Source organism: Allobosea sp. 47.2.35, from assembly GCF_024655635.1.
Classification (GTDB): domain Bacteria; phylum Pseudomonadota; class Alphaproteobacteria; order Rhizobiales; family Beijerinckiaceae; genus Allobosea.
In genome coordinates this window covers 1-4,788 of sequence record NZ_JANLGI010000050.1, presented here as the reverse complement: position 1 = coordinate 4,788, position 4,788 = coordinate 1, and the positions used below count along the sequence as shown (strand labels likewise).

Below are 4,788 nucleotides of genomic sequence, written 5' to 3'. Positions count from 1 at the left end.
CGAGGAACTTGCCGCGCGGCACGGCCTGGATGCCGTCCTCGCCGCCGGTGAAGCGTGGCGTCTGCAGCGAGAAGAAGAACACCATCTGGGCGAGCGCCAGCGTGATCATCGCGAAATAGATGCCCTGGCGGCGGATGGCGAGCGCGCCGAAGACGAGGCCGAGGACGGCGCCCACGGCGGTGCCGAGCAGGATCGCGAGCTCCGGCGTCAGGCCCCAGTGCTTGGCGGTATAGGCGCTGACATAGCTCGCCATGCCAAAATAGGCGGCATGGCCGAAGGAGAGCAGGCCGCCATAGCCGAGCAGAAGATTGAAGGCGAGCGCGAACAGCGCGAAGCACAGCACCTTCATCACGAAGATGGGATAGGCGACGAACGGCGCGACAACGAGCACTGCGGCAATCGCGATGAACAGGTTGCGGTGCAGGCGTGCCGTGCTCTCGGCGGCCTCGCTGGGGGCGAGGCCGCTGGCGGAGGCGTCGGTCGAGGCAAGGTCGGTCATGTCTTCAGTCCTTGCTTGCGCGTCAGGCCGCACGGCCGAACAGGCCGGCCGGCTTCACCAGCAGCACCAGCACCATGATGACGAAGATCACGGTCGCGGCGCCTTCAGGGTAGAACACCTTGGTCAGGCCCTCGATCAGCCCGAGCGAGAAACCGGTGACGATGGCGCCCATGATCGAGCCCATGCCGCCGATCACGACCACCGCGAAGACGACGATGATCAGGTCGCCGCCCATGTTCGGGTTGACCGAATAGATCGGCGCGGCGAGCACGCCGGCGAAGGCGGCGAGCGCGACGCCGAAGCCGTACGTCAGCGTCACCAGGAGCGGCACGTTGATGCCGAAGGCCTGGGTCAGGGTCGGGTTCTCGGTCGCCGCCCGCAGATAGGCCCCGAGCTTTGTCTTCTCGATCAGGAACCATGTGCTGAGGCAGATCACGAGCGAGGCGACGATCACCCAGGCGCGGTAGTTCGGCAGGAACATGAAGCCGAGGTTCTGTCCGCCGGCGAGTTGCGGCGGGATGGCATAGGGCAGGCCCGACGAGCCGTACTGGTTGCGGAACAGGCCCTGGATGATCAGCGCCAGGCCGAAGGTCAGCAGCAGCCCGTAGAGATGGTCGAGATGGGCGATGCGCTTGAGCAGCAGGCGCTCGATCGCGATGCCGGTCGCGCCGACGATGATCGGCGCCAGCAGGAGCGCAACCCAGTAGTTGATCCCGATATAGTTCAGGCACATCCAGGCGACGAAGGCGCCCATCATGTACTGCGCGCCATGGGTGAAGTTGATGATGTTGAGCAGCCCGAAGATCACCGCCAGCCCGAGGCTGAGGATGGCGTAGAACGAGCCGTTGATCAGGCCGAGAAGGACCTGACCGAACAGCGCCTGCGGCGGAACGCCTAGAAGCTCGAACATGATGGTCTCAGATCATCTCGTGAGGTTGTTGTCGAACCCCCGCCGTCCGGGCCGGGCGAAACCCGGAACCGGGGCCTGTCCTGGGGTTCCGGAACCCTCCGATGCATCCCGGGCCGACCAGTGTCGCCCGGGATGAACGCGGAGGGCTTCAGATGGCGATCAGGCGCTCACTTCTTGACGAGCGGGCACTCGCTCTCGGCAAGCGGGCGGAACGCCTGCTCCGCCGGCAGGACGGCGAGTTGCTTGTAGTAGTCCCAGGTGCCCTTCGACTCGGCGGGCTTCTTGACCTCGAAAAGGTACATATTGTGCATCTTGCGGCCGTCGGCACGCACCGAGCCCTTCCCGAACAGCGGATCGTCCGTGGGCATCTCCTTCATCTTGGCGACCACGGCGCCCGCATCCTTGCTCTTCGCCGCCTCGACCGCCTTGAGGTAATGCAGCATGCCGGAATAGACGCCGGCCTGGACCATGGTCGGGCGCTTGCCGCCGTTCAGCTTCGAGAACCGGTCGGACCAGGCCCGCGTGCCGTCGTTGCTGTCCCAGTAGAAGGATTCGGTCAGGACCAGGCCCTGCGCGGCCTGAAGTCCGAGCGAATGGACGTCGGTCAGGAAGACGAGCAGGCCCGCGAGCTTCTGCCCGCCCGCGACGATGCCGAATTCGCCGGCCTGCTTGATCGAGTTGATCGTGTCGCCACCGGCATTCGCCAGGCCGATGACCTTAGCCTTCGATGCCTGTGCCTGCAGCAGGAAGGACGAGAAGTCCGTGCCGGGGAAGGGCGTGCGGACGGCGCCGAGCACCTTGCCGCCCGCCTTGGTGACGACGGCGGAGGTATCGCGCTCCAGCGCATGGCCGAAGGCATAGTCGGCGGTGAGGAAGAACCAGCTGTCGCCGCCCGCCTTGACCATGGCGCCGCCGGTGCCCTGGGCGAGCGCGTAGGTGTCGTAGGTCCAGTGGATGGTGTTGGCGTTGCAGGCCTTGCCGGTGAGGTCGGACGTGGCCGCCCCGGAGTTGATATGGACCTTGTTCTTCTCCTTGGTGATCTGGCTCACCGCCAGCGCGACGGAGGAGGTCGGCACGTCGAGGATGAGGTCGACGCCGTCCTGATCGTACCATTGCCGGGCGATCGTCGATCCCACGTCGGGCTTGTTCTGGTGGTCGGCCGAGACGATCTCGACCTTGATGCCCTTGTCGGCGGCCTTGAAGTCCTCGACCGCCATGCGCGCGGCGATGACGGAGCCTTCGCCGGAGAGGTCGGCATAGAGACCCGAGCGGTCGTTGAGCACGCCGGCCTTGACCGTGATCTGCTGGGCGAGCGCCGGGACGGCCATCAGGGTCGCAAGCGCGGTGGTCGCGAGAATCGTCTTCAGCTTCATGATCGTTCTCCCTCTATGGATGCCGGCTGAGCCGGCTGCTTTTATGGGTCGCGCTGCTTCAGACGCCGAGATAGCGATGCAGCTTGTCGATATTGGCGTCGAGTTCGGCATTCGGGATCATGTCGATGACCTTGCCTTGCTCGACCACATAGTGCCGGTCCGCCACCGTCTGGGCGAAGCGGAAGTTCTGTTCCACCAGGATGATGGTGAAGCCGTCCTGCTTCAGTTTCGCGATGGTGCGGCCGATTTGCTCGATGATGACGGGGGCGAGGCCCTCGGTCGGCTCGTCGAGCAGGAGCAGATGCGCGCCGGTGCGCAGGATGCGGCCGATCGCCAGCATCTGCTGCTCGCCGCCCGAGAGCTTGGTGCCCTGACTCTTCAGACGCTCCTTGATGTTCGGAAAGAGCGTGAAGATCGCGTCGAGCGAGAGTCCGCCTGGGCGCACCTGCGGCGGCAGCATCAGGTTCTCCTCGACCGAGAGGGTCGAGTAGATGCCGCGCTCCTCCGGCACGAAGCCGATGCCCATCCTGGCGATGGCGCGCGAGGGCAGGTGAACCGTCTCCTTTCCCTCCAGCACGACCGAGCCCTTGCGCTTAGCCAGCACGCCCATGATCGACTTCAGCGTCGTGGTCTTGCCGGCGCCGTTGCGGCCGAGCAGCGTCACCACCTCACCGGGCGCGACGTCGAAATCGATGCCGTGCAGGACATGGCTCTCGCCATACCAGGCTTCGAGCCCACGGACCTTGAGCAGCGGGGCGGTGCCGGTGGCGGCCAAGGGGGCCTTCAGCGCTTCAGTGGTGGCCATGGCCAACTCCCGAGCCGATATAGGCCTCGACCACGCGCGGGTCCTTCGAGACGGTGGCGTAGTCGCCTTCCGCCAGCACCTGGCCGCGCGCCAGCACGGTGATGCGGTCCGAGAGCGAGGCGACAACCGAGAGATTGTGCTCGACCATCAGGATGGTGCGGTTCTGCGAGACCTTGCGGATCAGCGCCTCGATGCGCTCGACATCCTCGCGGCCCATCCCGGCCATCGGCTCGTCGAGCAGCAGCATCTCGGGATCGAGCGCCAGCGTCGTCGCGATCTCCAGCGCGCGCTTGCGGCCGTAGGAGAGCTCGCCGGCGGTCAGCCCGAGGAAGGGCGTGAGGCCGACGGCGTCGATCAGGCCGGCTGCTTCGGCATCGAGTTGCTTGAGCGACCGTTCCGAGCGCCAGAAGTCGAAGGAATCGCCGCGCTTGCGCCGCTGCAGCGCGATCCGGACATTGGCCAGCACCGAGAGCTGCGGAAACACGGCCGAGATCTGGAAGGACCGCACCAGCCCGAGCCGGGCGATCTCGGCCGGCTTCTCGCGCGTGATGTCGCGACCGTTATAGACGATCGCGCCGCGCGTGGGCGCGAGGAACTTGGTCAGCAGATTGAAGCAGGTCGTCTTACCCGCGCCGTTCGGGCCGATCAGCGCGTGAATAGAGCCGCGGCGCACGTTGAGGTCGACGCCGTTTACAGCTGTAAAGCCGGCAAATTCTTTGGTGAGGCCTGATGTCGAAAGAATAGTGTTTGTTTTCATAGCTCGCACTGCTGGCCGCTAGCGTCCGCGCGCCTATATCTAGAAAGGCGGTGGAGGCGTTTACTGGATCAAACAGGAGAATGAAGCTTGCCATTTATCGTGGCGACTGTTTCGAACAGAAAGTAGTCGCCCCAAATTAGTTCGTTTGAGACGGCAGTACCGTTCTTTGGATCAAAACATCCGTCGGCCAGAATGCCCATTGAGTTTAGGTGCCTTTCGACCAGTGAGCGTGCGGTTGCTTCCGCCGTGTCGCGATAGGTCGCGGCCTTGTTTGCGTCAGGATGAATTTGCGACAGCTTGAGAAGTGCGGCCGCGGCGATCGCGGTGCCCGAGGTATCGCGCTTTGTCTCCGGGGTTACCGGTGCGTTGAAATCCCAGTAGGCGACCCGGTGTGAGATCGCCTGCAATGTTGGCCCCGTTGGGGGCGGTTATCGCTTTGAAGGT

General features: G+C 64.7%; 6 protein-coding genes. All 6 read right to left on the bottom strand.

Annotated elements, in window-relative coordinates:
• On the bottom strand, positions 1 to 499 hold a 499-nt coding region (locus tag NUV79_RS25095), incomplete at its 3' end, for a branched-chain amino acid ABC transporter permease (RefSeq protein WP_257735795.1).
• 22 nt (positions 500 to 521) lie between these two features.
• Positions 522 to 1,409: a branched-chain amino acid ABC transporter permease gene (locus NUV79_RS25090; protein ID WP_257735794.1), complete on the bottom strand. Its 888-nt coding sequence runs from the start codon at positions 1,407 to 1,409 to the stop codon at positions 522 to 524.
• Positions 1,410 to 1,576: 167 nt separating this feature from the next.
• Positions 1,577 to 2,782, bottom strand: a complete 1,206-nt coding sequence (locus tag NUV79_RS25085) for an ABC transporter substrate-binding protein (protein WP_257735793.1) — start codon at positions 2,780 to 2,782, stop codon at positions 1,577 to 1,579.
• A gap of 58 nt (positions 2,783 to 2,840) precedes the next feature.
• A complete protein-coding gene (locus NUV79_RS25080) occupies positions 2,841 to 3,587 on the bottom strand; it encodes an ABC transporter ATP-binding protein (RefSeq protein ID WP_257735792.1) in 747 nt (248 codons plus the stop codon).
• On the bottom strand, positions 3,574 to 4,344 hold the full coding sequence (locus NUV79_RS25075) for an ABC transporter ATP-binding protein (RefSeq protein ID WP_257735791.1): 771 nt from the start codon (positions 4,342 to 4,344) through the stop codon (positions 3,574 to 3,576). The genes NUV79_RS25080 and NUV79_RS25075 overlap by 14 nt, the downstream gene beginning before the upstream one ends.
• 68 nt (positions 4,345 to 4,412) lie before the next feature.
• Positions 4,413 to 4,751: a hypothetical protein gene (locus NUV79_RS25070; RefSeq protein ID WP_257735790.1), complete on the bottom strand. Its 339-nt coding sequence runs from the start codon at positions 4,749 to 4,751 to the stop codon at positions 4,413 to 4,415.
• Between the last annotated feature and the right edge of the window lie 37 nt (positions 4,752 to 4,788).

Excerpts from the sequence above, each read along its gene's own strand:
- NUV79_RS25080 (WP_257735792.1), bottom strand. The coding sequence starts at position 3,587 with ATGGCCACCACTGAAGCGCTGAAGGCCCCCTTGGCCGCCACCGGCACC.
- NUV79_RS25075 (WP_257735791.1), bottom strand. The coding sequence starts at position 4,344 with ATGAAAACAAACACTATTCTTTCGACATCAGGCCTCACCAAAGAATTT.
- NUV79_RS25085 (WP_257735793.1), bottom strand. The coding sequence starts at position 2,782 with ATGAAGCTGAAGACGATTCTCGCGACCACCGCGCTTGCGACCCTGATG.
- NUV79_RS25090 (WP_257735794.1), bottom strand. The coding sequence starts at position 1,409 with ATGTTCGAGCTTCTAGGCGTTCCGCCGCAGGCGCTGTTCGGTCAGGTC.